Here is a 22,536-nt window from a genome sequence, read left to right on the forward strand (position 1 = left end):
ATTTCCGTTCGAACGCGCGAACGCGTCCCCCCTCTTCTCCCCTGTGGTCAGCGCGCCGCGGCCGGGAGGTCGAACGCGTCGCAGACGGCCCGCCAGACCTCCTTGGCCGCGACCCCGTCGGCGAGCGCCCCCTCGACGGTGCGCGAGCCCAGCCCCTCGATCACGTAGTCCTTGGCCAGGCTCTGCGCGTACGCCTCGCCGAACTGCTCGTACATGTTGTGCCAGAAAACAGTCAGTCTCATCGGCCCCAGTATCGTCGATCCCCCGCTCCGGTGTCGGCCGTCGTCCACAGGCCGCCTCCCCGGAATCGTCGCCCCCGGGGTGCAGACTGAACGGATGACACCGTCCTTCTTCGGGCCCGCCACCCGGGCCTGGTTCGAACGCGCCTTCCCCGGCGGACCGACCCCGGCCCAGGAGGGCGCCTGGGCGTCGGTCGCGGGCGGGGAGGACACCCTCGTGGTGGCCCCGACCGGGTCGGGCAAGACGCTGGCGGCGTTCCTGTGGTCGCTGGACCGCCTGCTCTCCTCCCCGGTCCCCGAGGACCCGGCCCGCCGGTGCCGGGTGCTGTACGTCTCTCCCCTCAAGGCGCTGGCCGTGGACGTGGAGCGCAACCTGCGCGTCCCGCTGGCGGGCATCTCGGCGGCCGCCGCGGAGTCGGGCGCCCCGGTGTCCCCGGTGTCGGTGGGCGTGCGCACCGGCGACACCCCGGCGGACGAGCGGCGGCGGATGGCCACCCGGCCGCCGGACATCCTCATCACCACCCCCGAGTCGCTGTTCCTGGTGCTGACCTCGCGGGCCCGCGAGGGGCTGGCCGGGGTGGAGACGGTGATCGTGGACGAGGTGCACGCCCTGGCGGGCACCAAGCGCGGCGCCCACCTGGCCCTGAGCCTGGAGCGGCTGGAGGAGCTGGTGGACCGGCGCACCCTGCGGATCGGCCTGTCGGCGACGGTGCGCCCGGCGGAGACGGTCGCGGAGTTCCTGGGCGGCGCCGCGATCGTGGCGCCGCCGGACGCGCCGCACCTGGACCTGAGCGTGGCGGTGCCGGTGTTCGACATGGAGGAGCCCCACCTGCCCCCGCCGCCCCGGGCCCTGGGTCCCGGGGACCCGGAGGAGACCGGCGCGGAGGTGGAGCCGCCGAAGGCCCCCGGTCCCCCGGTCCCGGCGGACGCCTCCCCCGCGGGCGCCCCTCCGGCCGCGGGTCCCCCGGCCGGCGCCGGCTCGCTGTGGCCGCACCTGGAGCGCCGGGTGCTGGACCTGGTGGAGGAGCACCGGTCCACCATCGTGTTCACCAACGGCCGGCGGACCGCGGAGCGGCTGTGCGCCCGCCTCAACGACCTGTACGCCGAGCGCCACGGCGCCGACCTGCCGCCCGCGGAGGTGCCCGCGCTCGTCATCGCCCAGTCCGGGAGCAGCCGGGGCGCCGCGCCGGTCATCGCCCGCACCCACCACGGGTCGATGTCCAAGGCCGAACGGGCGGTGGTCGAGGACGACCTCAAGGCGGGGCGGCTGCGCTGCGTGGTGGCCACCTCCAGCCTGGAGCTGGGTGTGGACATGGGCGCGGTGGACCTGGTGGTGCAGGTGGCCGCGCCCCCGTCGGTGGCGTCCGGGCTCCAGCGGGTGGGGCGGGCCGGGCACCAGGTGGGCGGTACCTCGCGCGGGGTGTTCCTCCCGGCGTTCCGGGGCGACCTGCTCACGACGGCGGTGGCGGTGGAGCGGATGCGCGCGGGCGACATCGAACCGCTGCGCATGCCCCGGTCGCCGCTGGACGTGCTGGCCCAGCAGATCGTCGCGATGGTCGCGATGGACGAGTGGCCGGTGGCGGAGCTGGCCGCGGTGGTGCGGCGGGCCGCCCCGTTCTCCGACCTGGCCGACAGCGTGCTGGAGTCGGTCCTGGACATGCTGTCGGGCCGCTACCCCTCCGACGAGTTCGCCGAGCTGCGGCCCCGCCTGGTGTGGGACCGCCGGGAGGGCGTCCTGCGGGCCCGGCCCGACGCCCAGCGGCTGGCGGTGGTCGCCGGGGGCACCATCCCCGACCGGGGCATGTACACGGTGCACCTGGCCGGCGCGGAGGGCGCGGAACAGGACGGGACCGCGCCGAAGGCGTCCGTTGAGGGTGGTGGAGGGCGACGAGAAGGAGGGACCGCGCCGAAGGCGTCCGTTGAGGGTGGTGGAGGGCGACGAGAAGGAGGGACCGCGCCGAAGGCGTCCGTTGAGGGTGGTGGAGGGCGACGGGTGGGCCCGACCCGGGTCGGGGAGCTGGACGAGGAGATGGTGTACGAGTCCCGGGTGGGCGACGTGTTCGTCCTGGGCTCCACCACCTGGAGGATCGAGGGGATCACCGCCGACCGGGTGCTGGTCTCCCCGGCCCCGGGCCGGCCGGGCCGGATGCCGTTCTGGAAGGCCGATGCCCAGGGCCGCCCGGTGGAACTGGGCCGGGCCATCGGCGCGGCGGTGCGCAGGCTGGGCGAGGCGCCGCGGGAGGCGGCGGCGGAGTTCGCGGGGCTGGACCCGTGGGCGGCCCGCAACCTGGCGGCCTACGTCGGCGAGCAGCGGGACGCGACCGGTCACGTCCCCGACGACCGCACGGTGGTCATCGAGCGGTTCCGCGACCAGGTGGGCGACCGGCGGGTGGTGGTCCACTCGCCGCTGGGCGACCGCGTGCACGCCCCCTGGGCGCTGGCCGTCGCCGCGCGGATCCGGGAGCGGTACGGGGTGGAGAGCCGGGTGCTGCACGGGGACGACGGGATCGTGCTGAACCTGCCCGACACCGTGGGCGGCCTGGACGAACCGGGGGTGCTGGCCGAGCTGGTGGCGGTGGACCCCGAGACCGTGGAGGCGGTGGTCACCGACGAGCTGACCGGGTCGGCGCTGTTCGCGTCCCGGTTCCGCGAGTGCGCGGCCCGGGCGCTGCTGCTGCCGCGGCAGCGGCCGGACCGGCGGATGCCGCTGTGGCAGCAGCGGCTGCGCGCCTCGCACCTGCTGTCGGTGGCGGGCCGCTACGGGTCGTTCCCGATCGTGCTGGAGACGGCGCGCGAGTGCCTGCAGGACCTGTTCGACGTGCCCGCGCTGGTGGAGGTGCTGCGCGGGGTGCGCTCGCGCGACGTGCGCGTGGTGGAGGTGGAGACCGACCGGGCCTCGCCGTTCGCCCGGTCGCTGCTGATGGAGTACACGGCGGCGTTCCTGTACGAGGGGGACGCCCCGGCCGCCGAGGCGCGCGCCGGGGCTCTGGCCCTGGACCCGTCGCTGCTGTCGGACCTGCTGGGCCGCACCGACCTGCGGGACCTGCTGGACCCGGGGGTGGTGGCGGAGGTGGACGGCCTGCTCCAGCGCACCGCCGCCCCGGTGCGCGACGGGGAGGCCGCGGCCGACCTGCTGCGGGAGCTGGGGCCGCTGACGACGGCGGAGGCCGCCGCCCGGGGCGTGCGCGCGGAGTGGCTGGCCGCCCTGGAGGAGGAGGGCCGCGCGGTGCGGATGCCGCTGCCCGGCGCCGTGGAGCCGCCCGCGCCCGCCGGGGGCGACGCGGCCGGGCCCGGCCCGGCGGCGCCCGCCCCGGACGGGGGCGGGCCGGTGGAGCGGTGGTGCGCGGTGGAGGACGTCGCGCGGCTGCGGGACGCGCTGGGGGTGCCGGCGGCCCCGGGGGTCCCGCGGGCGCTGCTGGAGCCCGCGGCCGATCCGGTGCGCGACCTGGTCTCCAGGTACGCGCGCACGCACGGGCCGTTCACCACCGCCGCGGCCGCCGCCCGGCTGGGCCTGGGCGAGGAGGCCGTCGCCGGGATGCTGCGGGTGCTGGCCCGGGAGGGGCGGGTCTCGCGGGGCGGGTTCCGCCCCGGGGGCACCGGGACGGAGTGGTGCGACGCCGACGTGCTGCGCCGCCTGCGGCGGGGGTCGATCGCCCGGCTGCGGGCGGAGGTGGAGCCGGTCGACCCGGCGGCGCTGGCCCGGTTCGCCCCGGCCTGGCAGCGGGCGGTGCCCGGCGAGCGGTGGCGCGGGCCGGACGCGGTGTTCGAGGCGGTGGAGTCGCTGCGCGGAGCGCCCGTCCCGGCCTCGGCGCTGGAGTCGCTGGTGCTGCCCTCCCGGGTGGAGGGCTACGAGCCGCGGATGCTGGACGAGCTCACCCAGGCCGGGGACGTGGTATGGGCGGGCGCCGGTCCGCTGCCCGGCGGGGACGGCCGGATCGTCCTGCTCCCCGCGGACGAGGCGGCGGAGCTGGCACCCGCCCCGGTGCTCCCCGAGCCGGATTCGCCGGAGCACGCGGTGCTGTCCGCGCTGCGCGAGGGCGGCGCGCTGTTCTTCCGCGACCTCGCCGACCGGGTGACCCGCGACGGCGGGATCGGCGCCCCCTCGGACGCCGACCTGGTGGCGGCGCTGTGGTCGCTGGTCTGGAACGGCGTGGTCGCCAACGACACCCTGGCCCCGGTGCGCGCCCTCCTGGGCGCCGGCGACCCGGTGCGGCCCCCGCGGAGGCCGCGGCCGGGCCGGGCCCCGCGGGCGGTGCTGCCGACCCGGTCGGGGCCGCCGACGGCGGCGGGCCGCTGGTCGGTGCTGCCCGAGCGGGAGCCCGACCCCACCCGGCGGGTCCTGGCGTCGGTGCAGGCCCGGCTGGAGCGGCAGGGCCTGCTGGTCAAGGGCTGGCAGGGCGGCGGCATCTCCCCGGACGAGTACTGGGTGCTGCGGTCGATGGAGGAGGCCGGGCGGGTGCGCCGCGGCTACTTCGTGGCGGGGCTGGGCGGCGCCCAGTTCGCCCTGCCCGGCGCGGTGGACCGCCTGCGGGCGCTGGCCGGGGAGAACCGGGGCGGGGCGGTGGCGCCGGTGGTGCTGGCCGCCGACGACCCGGCCAACCCGTTCGGCCGCGAACTGCCCTGGCCGGAGGCGGGCGAGGGCGGCCGCCCGGCGCGGACGGCGGGTGCCGTGGTGGTGGTCGACGACGGGCGGCCCACCCTCTACACGGGCCGGGGCGGGCGCTCCGCGCTCACCCTGGGGGCCTCCCCGCACGAGCTGGCCAGGGCCGCGGCCGCCCTGGCCGAGGTGGTGCGCACCGGCGCGCTGGGCACGGTGACGGTGGAGCGGGCCGACGGGGCCGAGGTGTTCGGGACGCCGCTGGACGCCGCTCTGGTGTCCGCCGGGTTCCACGCCACCCCCAGGGGGCTGCGGCTGCGCCCGTGAAAAACCCCTGGTGGCGGTGTTCGGGCCCGGGCATGATGGCGGGCGTTCACACAGGGGGGAGCACGATGGAGATCAGGCCGATGGGGCCCGGGGACGAGGCGGGCGCGGTGGCGGCGTCGCTGGCCGCGGACACGCTGTTCGCGCAGGCCGGGGTGGTGCTGCCGCCGGACGATCCGCGCGAGGTGTTCGAGCACGCCGAGCGGGTCCTGGTGGCGGTGGCGGACGGCGCGGTGCTGGGGCTGGCCGCCACCCTGCGGCTGGACGGGGGCGTGCACCTGGAGCAGCTCGCGGTGCACCCCGACCACGGGCGGCGCGGGGTCGGGGCGGCCCTGCTGGAGGCGGTGTGCTCCGGGGCGTCCGCCGCCGGGTCACCCCGGGTGACCCTGACGACCTTCCGCGACCTGCCCTGGAACGGCCCCTGGTACGCGGCCCGCGGCTTCGCGGTGCTGCCGCCGCGGGAGTGGGGGCCGGGGCTGCGCGGCCTGTGGGAACAGGAGGAGCCGATCCGGGTGCGGCCGCGGGTGGCCATGGCCCGCCCCGCGGGGTGACCCGCCGGGGGCGCGGTCGCGGCCCGGCCGGTCCGCCCGCCCCTCCCCCACCGTGCGGGGGAGGGCGCGGCCGTGACCGGCCGGGGGCCGGACCGCTCAGACCGTGGAGGAGAACACCTCGTCGCGGGCGTGCTCCAGCGCGTGCAGCAGGGCGCCGCGCACGACGGGGCCGCCCTCGACCGCGCCCAGCGCGATCTCGGTGGCGTTGGGGGCGATGCGGGCCGTGGCCGCCTGCACCCGCTCGGCGAGCTTGACGCCGCCCGCCTGGGCGACGTCGCCGCCCAGCACGACCAGGCCGGGGTCGATGATGACGCTGACGGCGGCCACCCCGCGGGCGAGCCGCTCGGCGAAGGCGTCCAGGAACGCGTCGCCCTCGGGGGTGCCCGAGGCGGCGGCGCTGCGCACCACGTCGACGACGTTGTCGCCCGGCACGCCGTGCTCGGCGGCCAGGCCGACGACCCGGCCCGCCTTGACCAGCGCCTGGAAGCCGTGCGGCAGCTCCCGGTTCACGTCGTCGCGCAGGGACTCGTAGCCCCCGGACAGGCCCAGGTCGCCGGGCATGGGGGCGCCGGGCACGGGCAGGTAGCCGATCTCGCCCGCGCCGCCGGAGCGGCCCCGGTGGATGCGGCCGTCGATCATGGTGGACATGCCGACGCCGCCCGCGGCGCTGAGCCAGATGAGCACGAACTCCGGGACCCCGGCGGCGGCGCCCTCGGCGTGCTCGGCCAGGGCGGCCAGGTTCACGTCGTTCTCGATCATCACCGACCGCTTCAGGTCGGTGCGCAGCGCCTCCAGGATGCCCTCGTGCCAGGAGATGAGGTCGAAGGAGAAGCGGATGTCGCCGGTCCGCGGGTCGACCACGCCGGGGGTGCCGATGACGCAGGCGCGGAGCCTGTCCAGCGGCACCTCCGCCGTTTCGACCAGGCGCATCACGGCCGTGTGGACCAGGGCGACGGGGTCGTCGGAGGTGCTGGGGTCCACGGTGACGTCGCCGACGATCCGGCCGGTGATGTCGGCGATCGTGGCGGTCACCCGGCGGGCGCTGACGTCCAGGGCCGCGACGTAGGCGCTCTCCGGGACAACGGCGTAGAGCGCGGCGTTGGGGCCCCGCCCGCCGGCCTGGCTCCCCACGACGCGTACCAGGTCACGCTCCTCCAGCCGGGCGAGGAGCTGGGACGCGGTTACCTTGGAAAGACCGGTCCTCGTACCCAGCTGCGTGCGCGTCAGCGGACCGGCGGACAGCAGCAGTTCCAGCGCCGCACGGTCGTTGAGCTGGCGTAGCAGCCGGGGAGTCCCCGGACGTTGAGACATAACCGTGACACCTCACCCTGTTTTTATTAGGAAAGTTTCCTGTTAATTTAGCTCACAACCTCACAGGAGGTCACGTCCTGGCAGGTCCGAGTTCATCCGGACCCTCCGGTACCCGCGCCGGCGGGGCGGCAACGTGCTATCCCAGCACACCCCCACAGAGACGTCGAACCGTGGGATGACGTTCCATCATCCCAGGCCGGTTCGAGCACAGGCGTCGAACCCCGGCGCGTCGTGCGAAGGGAGATAGGTTCAACATGAGGTTCCCCAAGATCGCCGCGGCTACGTCCGTGGTCCTGCTCGCCGCCGCCTGCGGCGGTGGCGGTTCCGACTCCGATGGCGGTGGTTCCGCCGACAGCCTGACCGTGTGGGTCATGGGCACCTCGCAGCCGCCCCTCGTCGAGTACTTCGAGGGCGCCGAGGCCCGGTTCCAGGAGAACAACCCGGACGTCGAGGTCAACGTCGAGTTCATCCCCTGGCCGGACGCCCAGGAGTCGATCACCAACGCCCTCGCCGGCGGCGACGCTCCCGACGTCATCGAGATCGGCAACGACCAGGTGTCCGGCTGGGCCTCGCAGGGCGCCCTGCTCGACATCACCGAGCAGGTCGGCGGCTGGGACGCCGCGGCGGAGATGGACCAGAACGCCCTGGAGTACGGCACCTACGACGGCGTCCAGTACGGCGTTCCGTGGTTCTCCGGCGTCCGCACCCTGTACTACCGCGCCGACTGGCTGCAGGATCTCGGCCACGAGCCCCCCACCACCTGGGACGAGCTGCTGACCGTCGCCGAGGACATCGAGGCGGAGTACGACGTGCCCGGCTTCGCCGCGCCGACCGACTTCACCAACGGCATCGCCTCCTTCATCTGGAGCAACGGCGGCGAGATCGCCACCCAGAACGCCGAGGGCGAGTGGGAGGGCCACCTCACCGACCCCGCCACCGTCGAGGCCGTCGAGTTCTACGCCGACCTGACCAACGACGGCATCTCCCCGCAGAGCTACGTGGGCGAGAACGAGCTCGTGCCGCTCGCCGACATGGCCAACAGCCAGGTCGGCATGTACATCGACGGCAGCTGGGCGCTGACCTCCATGGAGGAGCAGGCCGAGGACCCGGCCGTCCTGGAGAACATCGTCGCCGCCCCGATCCCGGGCGCCGACGGCATCGCCCCGGCCTTCGCCGGCGGCTCCGCGCTCTCCGTCTTCTCCACCACCCAGTACCCGGAGCTCGCCTTCGAGCTGCTGACCGTCCTGGGCGACCAGGAGGGCGGCCAGGGCTACGCCGACGCCGCGGGCTTCTTCCCGGCCTACCCGGAGCTGCTGGCCGGCGACGAGTACCAGAAGGACCCGGCCCGCGTCGCCTCCGCCACCCAGATGCAGCACACGCAGTTCTTCCCGAGCACCCCGCGCTGGACCGCGGCCGACCAGGACAGCAAGATCCTGCCGGGCGCCGTCCTGGAGATCGTCAACGGCGGTGACCCCGAAGAGGTCCTCGCCGCCGCGAACGAGCAGCTGACCACCATCCTCAACGAGCCGGTCGAGTAGCCAGCTCCTCCTCACAGCGCAGAGCCGGACGCGGGCGGGGCCCCGGGGCCCCGCCCGCCACCCGGCGCAACCACGCCTCGATTGAGAAGACCATGGCACACACCGTCGAACGAGCGGCCGACCGAGGGAAAGAGGGCACCGTCCGGGTGACCGCCGATTCCGCGCCCAAGCGCCGCCGCAAGCCGCCCACCCCGTACCTGCTCATCGCCCCGGCACTGATCCTGCTCGCAGTCGTGCTGCTCTGGCCGATCGTGCAGATGGTGTGGTACTCGCTCACCAGCTTCACCACGCGCAACCTCCTGCCCAACCAGCCCGGGCCGGAGTGGAACAACTTCGCGCACTACCAGCGGCTGCTGACCGACCCCGAGTTCTGGACGATCCTGCGCAACACCGTGGTCGTCTGCGTGCTGATGGTCGGCATCACGATGGTGCTGGGAACCCTGATCGGCATCCTGCTGCACAAGCTGCCCAAGTGGTTCTCCACGATCGTGTCCGTCGGCATGATGCTGGCCTGGGCCACCCCGGCGCTGAGCGCCTCCCTGGTCTTCCGCTGGCTGTTCCTGCCCGAGCGGGGCCTGGTCAACGTCACGTTGGACCGGCTCCCCGACTGGCTGGTCGGCAGCGGGTGGCTGGAGTACAACTGGTTCCTCCAGCCGGGATCGCTGTTCACGATCCTCATCACCGTCATCGTCTGGCAGTCGTTCCCGTTCGTGGCCGTCTCCGTCCTCGCCGGGCTCAAGAGCATCCCGAACGAGCTGTACGAGGCCGCGAAGATGGACGGCGCCTCCGCGTGGAAGTCGTTCTGGAACGTGACGTTCCCGATGCTGCGCCCGCTGTTCGCCCTGCTGCTGGTCCTGCAGATCATCTGGGACCTGCGGGTGTTCACCCAGCTGTACATCCTGGCGAACAGCTTCCAGAACAAGGACGTCTACCTGCTCTCGTACTACATCTACCAGCAGGGCTTCAGCGCGAGCCCGGCCAACTACGGCATGGGCTCGGCGATCGCGGTCGTGATGACCCTCATGATCCTCGCCGTCACCGCGTACTACCTGCGCATCATGATCCGCCAGGGGGAGACCCGATGAGCGCGACCAGCACCGCCGCCCCGAACCGCGGGGGCTACCGCCGCAGCCCGCTGCGCCGGCTGCGCTCCCTCCCGCTGTACCTGGCCGGCGCCGCCGTCTTCCTGTTCTCCGTCTTCCCCGTCTACTGGATGGTCGCCACGGCCTTCAAGCCGGTCGGGGAGATCTTCACGCGGAACCAGACGTTCTTCCCGCAGGCCCCGACCCTGGAGCACTTCGACCGGGTCCTCAACGGGCAGCTGATCCCGGGCGTCAACTTCTGGCAGTTCCTGGGCAACAGCCTCGTCGTCACCCTCGGAGCCGTGGGGATGGGCGCGTTCCTGTCGCTGCTGGCCGCGATGGCGGTGGCCCGGTTCCGCTTCAAGCTGCGGACCGCGTTCATCATCCTGCTGCTCATCATCCAGATGGTGCCGATGGAAGCGATGATCATCTCGATCTTCATCAACTTCCGCCAGCTGTCGGACGCCACCGGCGCCCAGCTGCTCGGCAACCTGTCCGGCCTGCTCATCGTGTACACGGCGGTGTCCCTGCCGATCACGATCCTGATGCTGCGCGGCTTCGTCGTCGCGGTGCCCAAGGAGCTGGAGGAGGCCGCGGCGATCGACGGCGCGAGCGGGTGGACGATCTTCTGGCGCATCCTCATGCCGCTGGTGGCGCCCGGCCTGGTCGCGGCGAGCATCTTCGCGTTCATCACCGCGTGGAACGAGTTCATCGTCGCGCTCACGTTCCTGGGCCGCAGCACGGACAACTACACGCTGCCGCTCACCCTGTCCTACTACTTCGGCCGCTTCGGCACCGAGTGGGGCCCCATCATGGCGGCCTCCACCCTGCTGACCATCCCTGTGATGATCTTCTTCCTGTTCGTCCAGCGGCGGATGGTCTCCGGCCTCACCATGGGCGCGGTCAAGGGCTGACGGCCCGATCCCACGAGGCGGGTCCACGAGGGCGCAGTGGACCCGCCTCGGGCGCGCCCGCGCCCCACCACCACCCCTTCACGTCCTTCGTCTGCCCTCATCCATGGGCACCCGTGTTCACCGAACGGAGTCCGTCATGTCGCTCGATCCGACCCTGACGCGCTTGGCCAACGCCACTCTTCTGGTGCCCTTCGAGTCCCACCACGCCCCGCGCTGGATTCTGGAAGGCCTGGCGGACGGCATCTCCGGCGTCTGCCTCTTCCACAACAACCTCGACACCCCCGAACAGATCACGGCGCTGAACGCGGAGCTGGCGCAGGCCGCGGACAACCCCCTGATCAGCCTCGACGAGGAGGGCGGGGACGTCACCCGGATCGGGCAGGAGCACGGCAGCGACTACCCGGGCAACGCCGCCCTGGGCGCCGTGGACGACCCGGAGCTGACCCGCGCCACCCTGCGGTCGCTGGGCGGCAGGCTCGCCCAGCTGGGCTTCAACATGAACCTCGCGCCGTCGGTGGACGTCAACGTCGCCGACGACAACCCGGTCATCGGCACCCGCTCCTTCGGCTCCGACGCCGCGCTGGTGGCCCGGCACGGGGCCGCGGCCGTACTGGGGCTCCAGGAGGCCGGGGTCGCCGCCTGCGCCAAGCACTTCCCCGGGCACGGCGCCACCTCCCAGGACTCCCACCACACGCTGCCGCAGGTGGAGGCGGACCCGGAGGTGCTGCACCGGCGCGAGCTGGCGCCGTTCCGGGCCGCCGTCGAGGCCGGGGTGCAGTCCGTCCTGACCGCGCACATCGAGATGGCCGGGCTGGGCGTGACGGGTCCGGCCACGCTGGCCCCGAAGGTGCTCAACGACCTGCTCCGCGGCGAACTGGGCTTCGACGGCGTCATCGTCAGCGACGCCATGGACATGCACGGCGTCAGCGGCCGGATCGGCATCCCCGAGGCGAGCGTACTGGCGGTGGCCGCCGGCTGCGACCTGCTGTGCCTGGGCCGGTTCGTCTACGCCGACCAGGTGGCGGCGATCCGCGCCGCGCTCGTGGAGGCGGTGCGCGACGGGCGGCTGCCGGGCGAGCGGCTGGAGGAGGCCGCCGACCGCAACCTGCGCCTGCGCTCCTGGATCCGCGACGCCGCCGCGCGCCGCACCGCGGCCGCCGAGTCCGCGGAGGTGGGCCTGTCCGGCGCCCGCCGGGCGCTCCGGGTGACGGGCGAGCTGCCCGCGCTGGAGTCCCCGTACGTGGTCGAGGTCGACGCGCCCGCCGGCATGGCCGTGGGCGACGTGCACTGGGGCCTGTCCTCGTGGTTCCCCGACACCGAGCGGGTCTCCCCCGACGTGTCCCACGCCGACCGGCTCATCGCCGCCGCTCAGGGGCGGGACCTGGTCGTGGTGGTCCGCGACGCGCACCGCTACCCCGAGGCCCGCGAGCTCGTCGAGCGCCTTTTGGGAGCCTTCCCAGGGGCCGTGGTGGTCGAGATGGGCCTGCCCGTCTGGCGGCCCTCCTGCGGCGCCCACGTGAGCACCTACGGCGCCGCCCACGTCAACGGCCGCAGCGCCGCCGAGCTGCTCGGCGGCGTCGCCCCGGCCGTCCACCACGCCTGACCGGGCGCCGCCTCCCCGTGTCCGCGCCCGCCCGCCGAGGGCGGCCGCGGACAGGCCGTGCCGCACCGCAGGCGTCCCCTGGGGCGCCGACGGACGACAGACCTGTGGAACCACGCCGCGGGTGTCCCTCGAGGGCGGCGGCGGACGACAGGCGAGCAGGACCGCACCGCAGGAGCCCGTCGAGGGCGGCCTGTGGAGGACGAGCAGTCCGCGCCGCGGGTGTCCCCTGGGGGCGCAGGCGGGCGGGAGCGTGACGGGTCCGGCGGCCCGGGCCGGGGACCTCCAGGACCGGCCCGGGCCGCCGTGTGTCCGGCCCTGCCGCACGGGCGGCCCGGAACACTCCCTCCGGGCGGATCGTCACCGATGTCCCCGCGACCCGGTAGGAGAAGTACCCTTGATCACGCAGCATCCCGGCCCGTCGGCACACTCGCGGACGCCCGGTGCCCCATTCGCCCTTCTAACCACGGCATAATCACAGCATGCGCCTTTCAGCCCGGGTCGACTACGCGCTGCGCGCCGCAGCGGAACTCGCCGTCGCCAGCGAAGGACCGGTGACGGCCGAGCAGCTCGCGCGAGCGCAGGCCATCCCCGGAAAATTCCTCGAGAACATCCTCACCCAGCTACGCCGGGCCGGGCTGGTGCGCAGCCAACGCGGCCCGGTGGGCGGCTACTGGCTGGCCCGTCCGGCGGCCGAGATCTCGCTCGCCGACATCATCCGCGCGGTCGACGGGCCGTTGGCCAACGTGCGCGGGGAACGCCCCGAGCACGTCGACTACGACGGTGCGGCCCGCAGCCTCCAGCAGGTGTGGATCGCCCTGCGCGCCAGCGAGCGCGCCATCCTGGAGGGGGTCAACCTCCAGCACCTGGCCACCAACGAGCTGCCGGAGCAGGTCCGCACCCTCGCGGAGGACCCGGAGGCCTGGGTGAACCATACCCACCGGTAGCCACCGTACGATCACTTATAGTGAGAACCATGCATACGCGAAAGGAGCCGACCGTCGGTCGGCTCCTCTCGTGAATCCGTTGTCCCCCGCGGAGGAGGACGGTGTGGTTGTCCGTGGACCGGACGTGGGGTGGCGGGCCGCTCAGACCCCCACCATGTCGGGAACCTGGGGAACGCGATCCGGAACCGGTCCGATGCCGAGGTCCTGCGCGGGGACGGGGTCGGTCGTGACCGCGTCCTCCAGCAGCGCCGCCTCCTGCAGCTCGACCAGCGCGAGCTGGTCGGACACCTCTCTCAGCACCTGCGAGAGCGGGACCCCCAGGGCCCCGCAGATCGACGAGAGCAGCTCGGAAGACGCTTCCTTCTGCCCCCGCTCGACCTCCGACAGGTAGCCGAGGGACACGCGTGCATCGGCCGACACCTCGCGGAGGGTGCGGCCCTGGCGCTGTCGCAGCCGCCTGAGCACGTCACCAAGTAGGTGACGAAGCAGGACCATCATTCGCGCTCCCTCCCACCGGTAGCGACCTTCATATACAACACCGTACCTGCCCCACGCCCGATTCGGGCACCTCTTGTCGGCCTGTTCGCTGGAGGGGGAACCGCCTCTTGACAGGGTTTCGTTCCCCCGTACGAGGAGAAGGAACCGGACCGGAGGATCAGGGCCGGGTGTTCCCCGCCACGTCGCCGTGGACGGCGGAGTCCAGGAGCTCCAGTGCACCTTCGACCGTTCGGTATCGGATACCCGAACGGTCACCGGTGAAACGGAAAAGCAGGGCCCGCGCATTCCCGTCGGGCCCGGCCAGGCCCGCGTACACGGTCCCCACGGGCCTGCCGTCCTGGGGTTCGGGCCCGGCCACACCGGTCACCGCGAGCCCGAAGTCCGCTCCCAGCAGGCGCCGGACCCCCGCCGCCATGGCCTCGGCCACACCGGGGTGGACGGCGCCCTCGGCGGCCAGCAGGTCCTCGGGGACGCCCAGCAGGGACGCCTTGGTGTCGGTGGCGTAGACGACCACCCCGCCCCGGTAGGTGGCCGAGGCCCCGGGGACGGAGGTCAGGTGGGCGCCGATGAGCCCGCCGGTGAGCGACTCGGCCGTGGCGCAGGTCATCCCGCGCTCCAGCAGGGAGCGGTGGACCCGGGCCGCCAGGGCCGCCGCGGCGGGCTCCGTCATCCCGCGGTCTCGCGCTTGCCGGCGCGGACCGCGCGGACGGCGTCCAGGACGTAGGTGACGCCGGTCCACAGGGTGACCGCCAGGGCGGCGGCCATGACCGCGTGGGCGACCCAGGTGAACACGTCGCTGAAGGGCAGGACGGACAGCGGGAACAGGTAGATGCTGATGGCGACGATCTGCAGGACCGTCTTGAGCTTGCCGCCCTTGCTCGCCGGCATGACCACGTAGCGCAGCACGGCGAAGCGCAGCAGGGTGACGCCCCACTCGCGGGCCAGGATCGCGATGGTCACCCACCACCACAGGTCGCCCTGGATGGACAGCACCACCAGCGCGGCCCCGGTGAGGGCCTTGTCCGCGATGGGGTCGACGATCTTGCCGAAGTCGGTGACCAGCCCGCGGCGGCGGGCCAGCTCGCCGTCGATGCGGTCGGTGACGGCGGCGAGCACGAAGACGGCGAAGGCGGCCAGACGCCACCAGGTGCCGTCCAGGAACATGAACCACACGAAGACCGGGACCATGACCAGCCGGCTCATGGTCAGGATGTTCGCGATGTTCCACAGCGGAACGTGGGGGGCGGGCGTCGCCGCGTCGTGGCTGCTCATCTGTCTCCGGCTTCCCCGGCTTCCTCGTCCTGCTCGGCGACCAGGTCCGCGCCGACGGCCTGGACCACGGTGGCCCGGACCAGATCGCCCGCGGCCAGTCCCTCACCGTAGAGGATGGTGCTCCCGTCGACCTCGGGGGCCTGGTGTTCGGAGCGTCCCTCGTAGGCCCCGTCCTCCAGGACGGTCTCGACCAGGACGGTGACCTCCTCGCCCACGCGCTCCTCGGCGCGCTGGGCCATCAGCTCCTCCGAGAGGCGGTTGAGGCGGTCCACGCGCTCGGCGACGACCTCCTCGGGCACCTTGTTCGGGTGCTCCCTGGCCTCGGTGCCGTCCTCGTCGGAGTAGCCGAAGACGCCGATGGCGTCCAGGCGGGCCGCCTCCAGGAAGGCGACCAGGTCCTCGAACTCGGCCTCGGTCTCGCCGGGGAACCCGACGATGAAGTTGGAGCGGGCACCCGCCTCGGGCACCCGGGAGCGCACGGTGTCCAGCAGCTCCAGGAAGCGCTCGCGGTCGCCGAAGCGGCGCATGCGGCGCAGCAGGGTCCCGCTGGCGTGCTGGAACGACAGGTCGAAGTAGGGCACCACGCCGGGGGTCCCGGTGAGCACGTCCACCAGCCCGGGGCGGACCTCGGCGGGCTGGAGGTAGCTGACCCGGACCCGGTCCAGCCCCTCGACCCCGGCCAGGCGCGGCAGCAGCTTCTCCAGCGCGCGCACGTCGCCCAGGTCCTTGCCGTAGGAGGTGGAGTTCTCGCTGACCAGGAACACCTCGCGCACGCCCTCGGAGGCCAGCCACTCGGCCTCGCGCACGATCTCGTCCGGGTGCCGGGAGATGTAGGCGCCGCGGAAGGCCGGGATGGCGCAGAAGGTGCAGCGGCGGTCGCAGCCGGAGGCGATCTTGAGGTTGGCCACCGGGCCGCCGGTCAGGCGGCGGCGCGGGATCGCGGCGCGGTAGGGCAGCTCCGTCCCGTCGGCCCCGGCGGCGTCGGCGAACCCGCCGTGGCCGGGGATGTGGAGCTGCGCGGAGCCGCGCTCGGCCGGGCTGATCGGCAGCAGGGTGCGCCGGTCGCGCGGGTCGTGCGGGACCAGGGTGCGGCCCTCGAGCACGTCGTCGAGGCGGTCGGTGATGGCCGCGTAGTCGTCGAACCCGATGACCTGCGCCTCGGGGAGCGCCTCGGCCAGCTCGGAGCCGTAGCGCTCGGCCATGCAGCCGGCGGCGACGACCCGGCCGCCGTTCTCGGCGGCCTCCAGCAGGGTGTTGATGGAGTCCTGTTTGGCGGCGTCGATGAACCCGCAGGTGTTGACGAGGGTGACGTCGGCCTCGGTGCCTTCGTCGACCAGCTCCCAGCCGCCCGCGGACAGGCGGCCGGCCAGCTCTTCGGAGTCGACCTCGTTACGCGCACACCCCAGGGTGACCAGCGAGACAGTACGGCGCGGTGACATGGCTTCCAAGCGTGTGGGAGAGCGTTTCGAGTGATCGCGGAGGCGTGCCGGGTGGTCCCGGGCCCCGCGGCGCGGCGCGACGGACGTCGCCCGCGACCCTCCACATTACCCGTTCCGGCCCACCCGCCCGAACCCCGGCCGGGATCATCCCTGGCCGGGGCGGGTGCGGGTTCCGGGCACGGGGTCAGCCGTCGAAGCCGTCGGCCCCGACGACCACCTCCTTGACCTCTCCGCTGCTTCCGGCGGTGCCGAGGTCCTCGCCGTCGACGGTGACCTCGACGCCCCCGGCGTTGCCCAGCCAGAGGGTCAGGGTGTCGTCCGTCACGTAGTCCCGGGCCTCTCCGGCGGCGAGGAACCCGGTGAACAGGTTCTCGCCCCCGGCGTCGGTCACCTTGACCCAGGTCCGGGAGGACGCGGTGAGTCCGACGGTGACCTCGTCGGCCTTCCCGGCCCGGGCGGGGTCGTCCCCGCCCTGCTGCTTGCCGGCGCCCTCCCCCGTGCCCGGGGCCTCGGGCAGGACCGCGGAGTCGACGGTGTCGGTCCCGGTCCCCTCGAAGGCGGTGCGCAGCGGCTCGCCGTCCCAGTCCTGCCAGGTCCGCACACCGATGACGATGCTCAGGACGACCAGGAGGGCGACCAGGGCCCAGGGCCAGTGCCTGCGGACGGCCTCGGCCCGGCCGCTCGCGGTGCGGGTGACCGGCGGCCGGGGCGCGGGGCAGTCCGCGGGTGCGGGCCTGCGCCGCCTGCCCGCGGGCCGGTCCCGCCCGTCCCGGGGCGCGGGCACCGCAGCGCCCCTCTCCCGGCGCCCGCCGCCCGCGGCGGCCGGCGCGGCCGCCTCGGGAGCGGGCCGCCTGCGCCGCGGCCCGGTGCCCCGTACCCGCGGCGCAGCCGGTCGCCCCGCTCGAAGTGGTTCCAGCGTTCGGGCCCGGCGCCGGGCTCGGTGTCCTCCCCGATGACGCGCGGACCGGCCATCGGCGGGTCCTCGGCCTCCGCGGGCTCCTCCCCGTCGCGCCCCCGGTCCGTGCCGCCGCGGCGGCGCGGCCGCCGCGGCACGGCGGCCGGGTGGCGGGGCGGGGGCACGAACACCGAGCCGCGGCGGCCGGCGTGCTCGCGGTCGAACTCCTCCAGCAGCGGCGCCGGGTCCAGGCGCAGGGCCCGGCACAGGCCCCGGATGTGGCCGCGGGCGTAGAAGTCCCCGCCGCACGGGACGAAGTCCTCCTCCTCGATCGCCCGGAGTACCGGTTCCCTGATGCGTGTACGGACGCTGAGGTCGGCGACCGTGAGTCCCGCCGCGACGCGGGCGGCGGACAAGGTGTGTCCGATCGTCGCCATACGCACTCCCCTCGCGACTGTATGTATCTGACGGGAACCACTCTGCCGCTCCCGGCGCGCGACACGCAGGCCACCACGCCCCATGAAGCCCCCAAGATCCCGCCAAATCGGACAGAATTACGGCCAGAATTTTCGTCCGGATACGGTCATCCCCTTGTCCCCGGGCCCGTGACTGCGATGATCTTGGACCACCCTCCCCGCCACCTCCCCCGAGACCGGACGATGACCCAGCACTTCTCCGCCGCCGAGCTCGCGGGCGACGCACCGGTCGCCGCGGCCCGCGACGCCCTCGACGCCTTCCGCTCCTGGAGCGGCGCCCACTCCGACGACATCGCCGCGCACGTGTACCGGTGGTCCTCCCACCTGCCCGAGGTCCTCGAACGGCACCGGCTGCTGAACCGGCTGCGCCGGAGCCTGGACCCCGGTGCGGCACGGGCCGCGCGGGCCGCGGAGCAGGCGCGGCTGCGCCGGCGCGCCCTGCGCCGCCACGCGCTCGCCCTGGGCGAGGTCCCCTCCCCCGAGGTCCTGGACCGGCTCACCGCCGACCCGCGGCGGCTGCCCCGGCCCGCCGTCCCCGTCCCGGTCGACGGCGTCGGCACCGCCCTGGAGCGGGTCCGGTCCAGCGCCTCCCTGGACCGGGTCCCCGGCCTGGGAACGCTGCGCGAACGGATGTCCCGGCTGTACGCCGCGCTGCCCGGGGAGGCGGTCGCCTCCGGGGCCATGGACCGGGCCGCCCGGACCATCGGCGGGGTGCTGGCCGTCGCCTCCCACGACACCCTCGGCGAGGACGGCGACACCGCGGCGGCGCACCTGCGGCGGGTCGTGCCCGGCGCCTACGCCCTCGCCGTCGCCCAGGCCGTCGTGGACCTGCCCGCGCACGCCCGGCACGACGCCCACCACCGGCTGCTGCCGCACCTGCTGACCGAGGCCGAGCCGGCCGAGGGGGTGCCCGACGACCCGCTGGCCGAGGAGCTGCACGCCGCCCACGTGCTGCTGCTGGACGGCTTCCCCTTCGCCGGCCACCGGGCCCTGTACCGGGCCACCGAGGTGATGTACCTGGCCCGTTCCCGGGCCGAGCGGCGTACCCGCGAGGACGCGGTCCGCGACGGCGGGGACGCCCTGCTCGCCGACGCGGTGCTGGAGACCGGGGCGGGCGCGATCGCCGCCACCCTGCTGGGTCGCCGCAACCCCCCGGCGGGCCTGCTCCGGCCGCACCTGGCCGCGGCGCTGGCCACCCGGTTCCGGCACGACCTGCTCGACCGGGAGCGCGACGCTGTGACCGGCCGCCTCACCACGTTCACGCTGGCCCCGCGGGACCTGGACGGCGACCCGCTGCACGACCTCTTCGCCGCCGAGGCCCACCTGGTCGCGACGGTGTTCGACGGGGACGCCGGGGTGGCCGACGCCCTGGCCCGGCACGGCGCCGGCCGGCTGGCCGGCCACCTGTCCCGGCGGGCCGGACTGGTGGAGGAGCTGCTGGAGGCGCACCGGGTGACGCCGGAGATCGAGGCGCTGCTGCGCTCGGCCGCCCGGCCGGCCCGGCGCGGCGCGCCGTCCGGAGCCGTCCGGGCGGCGCGCGGGCGGGCCAGGCCGGCCGCGGCGACGGACCCGCGCGCCTTCGCCGCCGACCGGTCCGTGTTCGTCGACGCCGCCCTGGCCCGGCACGCCTCGGGCAACGGCGCCCGCGGCCCGCGCGGGGTGCTGTCGCACTCCCCCGAGGGCCCCGGCGGGCCGCTGCGCCCGGCGCTGGCGCTGATGCTGGTCGAGGGCGCCGCGGCCGACCCCGAGCCGCTGGCGCCGCTGGTGGCCGCGGTGGAGCTGTTCCACACCGGGAGCCTGGCCCTGGACGAACGCGCCTCCCACCTGGCCGGGATCGCGCTGGTCTCCGGCGGGTACGGGCTCATGGCGCGGCTGGCCGCGACCCACCCGCCCGAGCGAGTGGTGGGGGCGATGGCCCGGATGGGCGCGCTGCTGGGACCCGAGCGCCTGTGCCGGGGCCGCTACCTGGACAGGGCCCTGGCCCGCGGCGGGGAGCCCGCCGGCGTCGCGGGGTTCCTGGAGGTGTACACGCTGACCGCCTCGACGGAGATCGAGATCGCCCTGGCCCCGACCGCGATCCTGCTCGGCCTGCCCGGGCACGAGGTGGACCTGCTGACCGCCTATGCCCACCACGCCGGGATCGTGCTGCGGATCCGCCGGGACCTGCTCGCCGGGTCCGGCGCCGACCGGCCCACCCTGGCCTCCGCGCACGGCCGCGCCACCGCCGCGCGGCTGCTCGCCTGGCACCGCGACCGGGCCGAGGCCGCGCTGGACGGCCTGGCCCTGGACACCGCCCTCCTGCGCGCCGCCCTGGACCACTTCGCCACCCGCAGGGTGTGAGGGCGCCGGGCCCTCAGCCCCCGCGGATGTCGGTGAGGACGGCGGGGAGGTCGTCGGGGGTGACGAGCACGTCGCGGGCCTTGGAGCCCTCGCTGGGGCCGACGACGTCGCGGCTCTCCATGAGGTCCATCAGGCGGCCCGCCTTGGCGAAGCCGACACGCAGTTTGCGCTGGAGCATCGAGGTCGACCCGAACTGGGTGGTGACCACCAGTTCGACGGCCTGCAGCAGCAGGTCCAGGTCGTCGCCGATCTCCTCGTCGATCTCCTTCTTCTTGGTGTCGGCGGCCGCGACGTCCTCGCGGTAGCTGGGCTCGGCCTGCTTCTTGCAGTGCTCGACGATCCCCCGGATCTCCTTCTCCGAGACCCAGGCGTTCTGCAGGCGGATCGGCTTGCCCGCCCCCATCGGCAGGAACAGGGCGTCGCCCTTGCCCACCAGCTTCTCCGCCCCGGGCTGGTCCAGGATGACGCGGCTGTCGGCGAGGCTGGAGGTGGCGAACGCCAGCCGGGAGGGCACGTTCGCCTTGATCAGGCCGGTGACGACGTCGACGCTGGGCCGCTGGGTGGCCAGCACCAGGTGGATCCCGGCGGCCCGGGCCAGCTGGGTGATGCGCACGACGGAGTCCTCGACGTCGCGCGGGGCGACCATCATCAGGTCGGCCAGCTCGTCCACGATCACCAGCAGGTACGGGTAGGGCTCGTACACCCGCTCGCTGCCCGGGGGGGCGGTGAGCTCCCCGGTGCGCACGGCGGCGTTGAAGTCGTCGATGTGCCGGTACCCGGAGGCGGCCAGGTCGTCGTAGCGGCGGTCCATCTCCCCCACCACCCACTGGAGCGCCTCGGCGGCCCGCTTGGGGTTGGTGATGATGGGCGTGATCAGGTGCGGGATGCCCTCGTACATGGTCAGCTCGACCCGCTTGGGGTCGACCAGGATCATCCGCACCTCGTCGGGGGTCGCGCGCATCATCAGCGAGGTGATGAGCCCGTTGATGCAGGTGGACTTGCCCGCTCCGGTGGCGCCCGCGACCAGCACGTGGGGCATCTTCGCCAGGTTGGCGACGACGTTGGTGCCCTCCACGTCCTTGCCCAGCCCCACCAGCATGGGGTGGTCGTCGGAGGTGGCCACCGGGGAGCCGAGCACGTCGCCCAGGCTGACGATGTCCTTGTCGGTGTTGGGGATCTCCACGCCGATCGCGGACTTGCCGGGGATCGGCGACTGGATGCGCACGTCGGCGCTCTTGACCGCCAGGGAGATGTTCTTGGTGAGCGCGGTGACCTTCTCGACCTTGACGGCCGGCCCCAGCTCGATCTCGTAGCGGGTGACCGTCGGCCCCCGGGTGAACCCGGTGACCTCGGCGTCGATGCCGAACTGGGTGAGCACGCCGGTGAGGGCGTCCACCACGTCGTCGTTGGCCTTGGTGCGCGGCTTCACCGGGCTGCCGGGCTTGAGCATGACGGGCGGGGGCAGCTCGTAGTCCCCCTCCACCACCCGGGAGGGGAGGGTGAGCTGCTCGGTGACGGCCGGCGCCGGGGTGGGGTCGGGGACGGGGAGCTTGGCGCGGCCCTTCTTCCCACCCTTGCCGGACCTGCCCGCCTCGGCCCGCGCCGCCTCCTCTTCCTCGTCGGTGAGCGCCGGGGCGATGGGCTCCTCGGGCAGCACCGGGCTGTCGTAGGGGCGCTCGTGGTCGCCCGCCACGGTCTCGGCCGCGGCCTCCGCCTCCTTCTTGCGGGAGCGGCGCTTGCGGGCGGGCTTGCGCTCCGGCTCGGCGCCCAGGATGCCGATGCCGGAGTCCGGCCCGGCGTCGCGCTCCATGAGGGCGCCGAACAGCGTGTGCAGCCGCTCGGGGATGCGCCGGATGGGGGTGGAGGTGACCACGAGGATGCCGAACACCAGCACCAGGGCCAGCAGCACCCCGGTCAGCCAGGGGGTGATGACGGCGCTGAGCGGACCGGAGGCGACGAACCCGATGAGGCCGCCGGCGTCCTGGAGCGCCTCCAGCCCCTCGGAGGGCTGCGGGATGCCGTTCGCGATGTGGATGAGGCCCAGCAGGCCCAGCAGGATGGCACTGGTGCCGATGAACAGCCGCCCGGCGTCGCCCTCCCGGGACGCGCCCGGGGTGCGCATCAGGCGGATCGCCAGCGGCAGGAACAGCAGCGGCAGGATCGGCGAGAACGTCCCGAACGCGCCGACCACCACTAGGCGGGTGTACTCCGGCAGCGGGCCGGCGCTCTCCCACCACACGGCCGCGGCGACCAGCACCCCGGCCGCCAGCAGCAGCAGGCCCGCCCCGTCCCGGCGCAGGTCCGGGTCCAGGTCGCGGGCGCTGCGGCCCACGGCGCGGGCGGCCCCGCCCACGGTGTGCGCGACGAGCTTCCACAGCACCAGCAGGAACTGGCCGAACATGGTGACCGCGAAAGCGATGGGCCCGTCGGGCATCCGGTTGGCCGCGGGTCTGCGGGCCGCGGGCTTCTTGCGCCCGGAACCGCCTGAGGAGGCGCGCGGGGCCATCGGGGTC

16 protein-coding genes and 1 pseudogene are annotated in these 22,536 nt (G+C 74.4%); 8 read left to right on the top strand and 9 right to left on the bottom strand.

The window, feature by feature from the left end:
* Positions 1-47: 47 nt before the first annotated feature.
* Positions 48-242, bottom strand: a complete 195-nt coding sequence (locus KGD84_RS24235; protein ID WP_220562678.1) for a DUF3046 domain-containing protein — start codon at positions 240-242, stop codon at positions 48-50.
* A gap of 94 nt (positions 243-336) precedes the next feature.
* On the opposite strand from KGD84_RS24235, the gene KGD84_RS24240 reads away from it, so the two are divergent.
* Both KGD84_RS24240 and KGD84_RS24245 read left to right on the top strand, forming a co-directional pair.
* Positions 337-5,163 carry a DEAD/DEAH box helicase gene (locus tag KGD84_RS24240; protein WP_220562679.1) on the top strand — a complete coding sequence of 1,609 codons (4,827 nt, stop codon included), beginning with the start codon at positions 337-339 and terminating at the stop codon, positions 5,161-5,163.
* Between the two features lie 80 nt (positions 5,164-5,243).
* Entirely contained in the window at positions 5,244-5,711 is a 468-nt protein-coding gene (locus KGD84_RS24245; protein ID WP_220565287.1) for a GNAT family N-acetyltransferase, read from the top strand.
* A gap of 96 nt (positions 5,712-5,807) precedes the next feature.
* Here KGD84_RS24245 and KGD84_RS24250 read toward each other — a convergent pair whose 3' ends face one another.
* Complete coding sequence (locus KGD84_RS24250) at positions 5,808-7,022, bottom strand: ROK family transcriptional regulator (protein ID WP_220562680.1); 1,215 nt, start codon at positions 7,020-7,022, stop codon at positions 5,808-5,810.
* 254 nt (positions 7,023-7,276) lie between these two features.
* Here KGD84_RS24250 and KGD84_RS24255 point away from each other — a divergent pair, with 254 nt between their 5' ends.
* The 5 genes from KGD84_RS24255 (at position 7,277) to KGD84_RS24275 (ending at position 13,103) form a co-directional block, all read left to right on the top strand.
* On the top strand, positions 7,277-8,560 hold the full coding sequence (locus KGD84_RS24255; protein ID WP_220562681.1) for an extracellular solute-binding protein: 1,284 nt from the start codon (positions 7,277-7,279) through the stop codon (positions 8,558-8,560).
* Positions 8,561-8,652: 92 nt separating this feature from the next.
* Positions 8,653-9,645 carry a carbohydrate ABC transporter permease gene (locus KGD84_RS24260; protein WP_220562682.1) on the top strand — a complete coding sequence of 331 codons (993 nt, stop codon included), beginning with the start codon at positions 8,653-8,655 and terminating at the stop codon, positions 9,643-9,645.
* Complete coding sequence (locus KGD84_RS24265) at positions 9,642-10,556, top strand: carbohydrate ABC transporter permease (RefSeq protein ID WP_220562683.1); 915 nt, start codon at positions 9,642-9,644, stop codon at positions 10,554-10,556. The genes KGD84_RS24260 and KGD84_RS24265 overlap by 4 nt, the downstream gene beginning before the upstream one ends.
* A 136-nt stretch (positions 10,557-10,692) precedes the next feature.
* Positions 10,693-12,159: a glycoside hydrolase family 3 protein gene (locus KGD84_RS24270; protein WP_220562684.1), complete on the top strand. Its 1,467-nt coding sequence runs from the start codon at positions 10,693-10,695 to the stop codon at positions 12,157-12,159.
* 479 nt (positions 12,160-12,638) lie between these two features.
* Entirely contained in the window at positions 12,639-13,103 is a 465-nt protein-coding gene (locus KGD84_RS24275; protein WP_220562685.1) for an RrF2 family transcriptional regulator, read from the top strand.
* 141 nt (positions 13,104-13,244) lie between these two features.
* On the opposite strand, the gene KGD84_RS24280 is transcribed toward KGD84_RS24275, so the two are convergent.
* The 6 genes and pseudogenes from KGD84_RS24280 to KGD84_RS33730 all read right to left on the bottom strand — a co-directional run.
* Entirely contained in the window at positions 13,245-13,601 is a 357-nt protein-coding gene (locus KGD84_RS24280; protein ID WP_073375890.1) for a helix-turn-helix domain-containing protein, read from the bottom strand.
* 157 nt (positions 13,602-13,758) lie between these two features.
* The gene (locus KGD84_RS24285) at positions 13,759-14,271 is read right to left on the bottom strand and encodes a CinA family protein (protein WP_220562686.1); all 513 of its coding nucleotides are present in this window, start codon (positions 14,269-14,271) and stop codon (positions 13,759-13,761) included.
* Positions 14,268-14,873, bottom strand: a complete 606-nt coding sequence (pgsA, locus tag KGD84_RS24290; protein WP_220562687.1) for a CDP-diacylglycerol--glycerol-3-phosphate 3-phosphatidyltransferase — start codon at positions 14,871-14,873, stop codon at positions 14,268-14,270. The genes KGD84_RS24285 and pgsA overlap by 4 nt, the downstream gene beginning before the upstream one ends.
* Positions 14,870-16,312 carry a 30S ribosomal protein S12 methylthiotransferase RimO gene (gene rimO / locus KGD84_RS24295; RefSeq protein WP_220565288.1) on the bottom strand — a complete coding sequence of 481 codons (1,443 nt, stop codon included), beginning with the start codon at positions 16,310-16,312 and terminating at the stop codon, positions 14,870-14,872. Before rimO ends, pgsA begins: the two co-directional genes overlap by 4 nt.
* Positions 16,313-16,496: 184 nt before the next feature.
* Entirely contained in the window at positions 16,497-17,096 is a 600-nt protein-coding gene (locus KGD84_RS24300) for a DUF4115 domain-containing protein (protein WP_260697152.1), read from the bottom strand.
* 404 nt (positions 17,097-17,500) lie between these two features.
* A pseudogene (locus KGD84_RS33730) lies at positions 17,501-17,728 on the bottom strand (helix-turn-helix domain-containing protein); the annotation flags it as partial.
* Positions 17,729-17,866: 138 nt separating this feature from the next.
* Between KGD84_RS33730 and KGD84_RS24310 the strand changes: the two are divergent.
* A complete protein-coding gene (locus KGD84_RS24310; protein WP_220562689.1) occupies positions 17,867-20,023 on the top strand; it encodes a hypothetical protein in 2,157 nt (718 codons plus the stop codon).
* Between the two features lie 13 nt (positions 20,024-20,036).
* Here the strand turns inward: KGD84_RS24310 and KGD84_RS24315 are convergent, their stop codons facing one another.
* On the bottom strand, positions 20,037-22,529 hold the full coding sequence (locus tag KGD84_RS24315) for a DNA translocase FtsK (protein ID WP_220562690.1): 2,493 nt from the start codon (positions 22,527-22,529) through the stop codon (positions 20,037-20,039).
* Positions 22,530-22,536 lie beyond the last annotated feature (7 nt).

This window comes from Nocardiopsis changdeensis (genome assembly GCF_018316655.1).
Lineage (GTDB): Bacteria > Actinomycetota > Actinomycetes > Streptosporangiales > Streptosporangiaceae > Nocardiopsis > Nocardiopsis changdeensis.

Bases quoted from the DNA above. Each gene is read 5' to 3' on its own strand.
- KGD84_RS24235 (WP_220562678.1), bottom strand. From the start codon at position 242: ATGAGACTGACTGTTTTCTGGCACAACATGTACGAGCAGTTCGGCGAG.
- KGD84_RS24240 (WP_220562679.1), top strand. From the start codon at position 337: ATGACACCGTCCTTCTTCGGGCCCGCCACCCGGGCCTGGTTCGAACGC.
- KGD84_RS24245 (WP_220565287.1), top strand. From the start codon at position 5,244: ATGGGGCCCGGGGACGAGGCGGGCGCGGTGGCGGCGTCGCTGGCCGCG.
- KGD84_RS24250 (WP_220562680.1), bottom strand. From the start codon at position 7,022: ATGTCTCAACGTCCGGGGACTCCCCGGCTGCTACGCCAGCTCAACGAC.
- KGD84_RS24255 (WP_220562681.1), top strand. From the start codon at position 7,277: ATGAGGTTCCCCAAGATCGCCGCGGCTACGTCCGTGGTCCTGCTCGCC.
- KGD84_RS24260 (WP_220562682.1), top strand. From the start codon at position 8,653: ATGGCACACACCGTCGAACGAGCGGCCGACCGAGGGAAAGAGGGCACC.
- KGD84_RS24265 (WP_220562683.1), top strand. From the start codon at position 9,642: ATGAGCGCGACCAGCACCGCCGCCCCGAACCGCGGGGGCTACCGCCGC.
- KGD84_RS24270 (WP_220562684.1), top strand. From the start codon at position 10,693: ATGTCGCTCGATCCGACCCTGACGCGCTTGGCCAACGCCACTCTTCTG.
- KGD84_RS24275 (WP_220562685.1), top strand. From the start codon at position 12,639: ATGCGCCTTTCAGCCCGGGTCGACTACGCGCTGCGCGCCGCAGCGGAA.
- KGD84_RS24280 (WP_073375890.1), bottom strand. From the start codon at position 13,601: ATGATGGTCCTGCTTCGTCACCTACTTGGTGACGTGCTCAGGCGGCTG.
- KGD84_RS24285 (WP_220562686.1), bottom strand. From the start codon at position 14,271: ATGACGGAGCCCGCCGCGGCGGCCCTGGCGGCCCGGGTCCACCGCTCC.
- pgsA (WP_220562687.1), bottom strand. From the start codon at position 14,873: ATGAGCAGCCACGACGCGGCGACGCCCGCCCCCCACGTTCCGCTGTGG.
- rimO (WP_220565288.1), bottom strand. From the start codon at position 16,312: ATGTCACCGCGCCGTACTGTCTCGCTGGTCACCCTGGGGTGTGCGCGT.
- KGD84_RS24310 (WP_220562689.1), top strand. From the start codon at position 17,867: ATGACCCAGCACTTCTCCGCCGCCGAGCTCGCGGGCGACGCACCGGTC.
- KGD84_RS24315 (WP_220562690.1), bottom strand. From the start codon at position 22,529: ATGGCCCCGCGCGCCTCCTCAGGCGGTTCCGGGCGCAAGAAGCCCGCG.